Origin of the sequence: Pararoseomonas baculiformis (genome assembly GCF_017813395.1) — a bacterium.
Taxonomy (GTDB): domain Bacteria; phylum Pseudomonadota; class Alphaproteobacteria; order Acetobacterales; family Acetobacteraceae; genus Roseomonas; species Roseomonas baculiformis.
The window spans coordinates 1-4498 of record NZ_JAGIZB010000073.1; the positions used below are offsets into that span (position 1 = coordinate 1).

Consider the following 4498-nt stretch of genomic DNA (forward strand, 5'->3'; position numbering starts at 1 on the left):
CCATCGCCGCCGAGGTGCTGAACCGCATGTTGGACCTGGGTCGCCCAGATTACGTCCGCATCGCCTGATCATTAGGGCTCTCGGGAGAGATGCATCCACCGCTTCGATCGATGCAACAAGGTCCAGCTTCGCCTATGATTTTGATGCTTACGCCGACGTATTTGAAGCTTTTACCGAGGCTCTCGGCCTTGAGCGCTACGTGCTCTGGCTTCATGACTACGGCTCACAGATCGGGTTGCGGCATGCCCTACGCATCCGGGACTGCTCCGCAGGCTGTTCGGGCGCTAGCTGCCCATCATCGCGCGCCATGTCGGGTACGCTTCGATGGCGCCCGGTTTGGCAGCCCTTTGCCGCTAGAGGAGCTTCGGCGCCCAAGAGATTCCTCCGTTGGCGGGCCGAAGAGCTGCCATCCGGCTCAGGAGTCGCGGATTACCTCCCGGATGCGCGATGCCAGGGCGTCCATAGCGAAGGGCTTGGTCATGACATGCATACCCGGCGCGAGATGACCGTTCCCGACCACGGCGTTCTCGGCATAGCCCGTGATGAACAGCACCTTGAGGTCGGGGCGGGTGATCCGCGCCGCATCGGCCATCTGCCTGCCGTTCATGCCGCCGGGCAGTCCAACATCGCTCACCAGCAGGTCTATGCGAATATCCGACTGCAGCACCCTGAGGCCCGAGGGGCCGTCCGCGGCCTCGATCGCCGCATAGCCAAGTTCCTCCAGCACTTCTGTGACCAGCATGCGCACCGTGGGCTCGTCATCCACGACCAGCACGGTCTCACCCTTCCCAGCCCGTGGCGCGTCGGCCAGTTCAGGCACCTCCTCTGCAGTTTCCGGGCCGCCGACGTGCCGGGGCAGGTAAAGGCACACCATCGTGCCCTGTCCCACCTCCGAGTAGATCCGCACCTGCCCCCCCGACTGCCGAACGAAACCGTAGATCATCGACAGGCCGAGGCCAGTGCCCTGGCCGATCGGCTTCGTGGTGAAGAACGGTTCAAATGCCTTGGCGATGATGTCCGGCGGCATGCCGGTACCCGTGTCCGAGACGCACAGGCTGACATACTGCCCGGGCTGAAGATCGCGGCTCCGGGCCGTGCGCGTGTCCAACCAGCGGTTGGCGGTCTCGATGGTCAACCGCCCGCCATCGGGCATGGCGTCGCGGGCATTGATACAGAGATTCAGCAGCGCGCTCTCAAGCTGCGGCGCGTCCACCAGCGTCGGCCAGAGCCCTACAGCCCCGACCACCTCCAATTCGATGGCAGGCCCGATGGAGCGCCGAATGAGCTCCTCCATCCCGGCGACCAGCCGGTTCACGTCGGTCGGCTTGGGGTCGAGCGTCTGGCGCCGCGAGAAGGCCAGCAGCCTGTGGGTCAGGGTGGCGGCGCGGTGGGCGGCACCCAGGGCTGCGGTCGCATATCGCTGCACGTCATTGACCCGCCCCTGGGCGATGCGGGTGTTCAGGAGTTCCAGAGAACCTGTAATCCCGGTCAGCAGGTTGTTGAAGTCGTGCGCGATCCCGCCGGTGAGCTGCCCTACAGCCTCCATCTTCTGTGCCTGGCGCAGCGCCTCCTCGGTCCGTTCACGCTCTGCCATAGCCGCTGCGATACGCTTCTCCAGGATATCGTTCAGCGCCTGCCGCTCACCCTCGGCCGCCTTGCGAGCGGTGATGTCGAGCGAGGTGCCAACGAGCCCGATGACGTTATCCTTCTCATCTCGCAGCGGTGCCTTCGTGGAAAGCCACACAGCTGGGCTTCCATCGGGCAGCTGGACCTCCTCCTCGAACTGCTGAAGGACTCCGGCTTCCATGACCCGGCGGTCATTGGACATGACCGCCTCAGCCTGCGCCTTGTCATCGAGGAACTCGGCATCCGTTTTGCCAAGATAGAACTCAGGGGGCTTGCCAATCAGCTCAGTGGTGCCGCGGTTCGCGAGCAGCATGCGCCCTTCCCTGTCCTTGGCATAAACGACGCCAGGAACAGCCTCGATGAAGTGCCGCAGCAGAGTTGTCGCCCTGTCGCGCTCCGCCTCGATGGCGCGACGCTGCTCGATGTCGATGAGAACGCCTGGAAAGCTCAGCGGCCTGCCGTCCGGTCCGTGGTCGACGCGGCCATTTGCCTCGATCCAGTAGTACCGCCCGTCCGCCCGCCGGACCCGGTACTGATGCGCGTATGCGCCACCACGGGCGATCACCTCGTCGATGGCGGCAGCCAGTCCGGCCTTATCGTCCGGGTGGACAGTTGCGACCACCTGCTCAAGGCTGAGGCCCTCGCGCCCGAGTGCGGGATCAAGGCCGAAAGTCCGGGCGAAGGCCTCGTCCACGGTGAAGCGGTCGGTGGGCAGGTCCCAATGCCAGGTTCCAACGATCGCGCCTGCGGCCAGCGCGAGCTGCACGCGCTGAATGTTCTCACGCGCCAGCGCCTCGCTCTCGCGCAGGGCCTCCTCGGCCCGCTTGCGATCCGTGACGTCGCGCACGGTGCCGATCAGGCGGACCGGTGCTCCCTCCTCGAAGTAGGCCTCTCCGTTCGCGAGCACCCAGCGCTCGACACCGTCCGATAGTCCAATGGTGCGGTACTCGCAGTTGAACCTGCCCGAACCGGCGGGGTCCAGCGCCGAGCGCACGGCCGCGTCAGCCATGACCCGGTCAGCCGGGTGCAGGCCCGCGAGGAAGGATCCCTCGTAACTCACCGGCTCGCCAGGCAGGATGCCGAACAAAGCGCGACAGCGATCGTCCCAGGTCAGCTCGCCGGACCGCACGCGGTAGTCAAAGGTGCCGATCCCGGCAGCGCTGGTCGCGAGGCGAAGGCGATCGGCGGCCTCCCGCAACTCTGCCTCGGCCTGCTTCCGCTCGCTCAGGTCCTGCATGGCGCCGATCATGCGGACCGCGCGGCCGTCCGGCCCACGGATGACGTAGCCGCGGTCCAGTACCTGCGCGTAGCTGCCATCGGCGCGGCGGAAGCGGTACTCGTCGGTCCAGCTCGTCCCGGTACCGTCGATCACGGCGTGGATGCTGTGGGCGATCCGGTCCCGGTCCTCCGGGTGGATCCGGGCGAGCCACCACTCTCCCGTCGGCTCCACCTGTTCGGGCCGCCAGCCATAGGCCTCCTCGAGCGCCTCGTTCCAGAGGACGCTGTTGTCGCCAAAGCTCCAGTCCCAGATCGCCTCCCGGGTCGCTTGCTGCGCCAGCCGGAAGCGCTGGTTCATCGCCTCCAGGGCTTCGCCCGCGAGGTGCTGCCCGGTTCGGTCGCGCAGCATCTTGAGATATCCGGTATGAACGCCCCGCTCATCCCGAAGCGGCATTACCTCGCCCGAAGCCCAGAAGCGGGAGCCGTCCTTGCGCAGGTGCCAGCGCTCGTCGGCGGCCCGTCCTTCCCGGGCTACTCGCTCCATCTCCGCCTCTGGAAGACCGGCGGCCCGGTCCTCGGGCACGAAGATCAGGTCCGCGGACTGGCCGACCGCGTCAGCTTCCGTCCAGCCCAGGATGTTCGCCGCCCCGATGTTCCAGCCGGTGACCTTGCGCGCGAGGTCCATGGTGATGACCGCAACGTCCGTGGCGCTGTCCAGCACCTGCCGCCGAAGGGCATCTGAACGGGCCTGCTCGGCCCGGAGGCGTTCTTGCTGAGCTAGGCTGCGCCGGAGGTCGAGCTGGCTCATGACCTGGCGAGCCAGGGTCCGCAGCACGAAGCGCTGCTGCTCGGAGAGGCCCTCCGGTCGGGGCTTGGTGTCGAGAATGCAGAGCGTACCGAGAGGGAAGCCGTCCGGGCTCCTCAACAGCTCACCCGCGTAGAAGCGCAGCCCCGGTCCTGACGTGACCAGCGGGTTGCAGTTGAATCGGGGGTCCTCCAGCAGGTCCGGGATGACCAGTTCGCCCGGCTGGAGCAGCACCCGGGCACAGATGGAGTTGTCGAGCGGCATCTCCCGAACACCCAGCCCCACCTCGGCCTTGAACCATTGCCGTCGCTCAGCAATGAGGTTCACCGCGGCGATCGGTGCCCCGAGCAGATCGGCAGCCATGCGGGCCAGGTCGTCGAAGTCCTGCTCCGGCGGCGTGTCGAGGATCGCGTAGCGGTCCAGTGCCGCGAGGCGCTCCGCTTCGGTCCAAGAGGGCCTCTCGTTCTGCTCTGTCACTGGAATAGAGCCTTGCCAGAAGCCCCGCCCGCCTGGCGATGATCGTGCCCAGTGGGCTGAAGCGGATCAGCCTTGATCCGCAGCCGCAAGCCGGTACGGACATCCTCGCTCGCGGTCCGACGTCGTCCAGACGTCACCTGCGCCTCTGTTTGACCATGACGTTCGGGCGTCAGCAGGGCTGTCAGTAGGCTACTGGAGAGCATAGAGGCCGCGTGTAGCAGAATGCTGGACGGAATGGAATCGTCATCCCTAAGCTCGACTTTGGCCATTTGAGCTGAGGAGAGGCGGCGGAGCGGGCTGACCGGCTAGGGTGGATGCGTCCCCGCCAAGAGACGCCGCCATGCTCTGCCTGCCGACCCGCTTCGCCGCGGT

Annotated in this window: 1 protein-coding gene; it reads right to left on the reverse strand. The window is 66.5% G+C overall.

Annotated elements, in window-relative coordinates; genetic code table 11:
• Positions 1-415 precede the first annotated feature (415 nt).
• Entirely contained in the window at positions 416-4126 is a 3711-nt protein-coding gene (locus tag J8J14_RS24395) for a PAS domain-containing protein (RefSeq protein WP_209382136.1), read from the reverse strand.
• Positions 4127-4498: the final 372 nt, after the last annotated feature.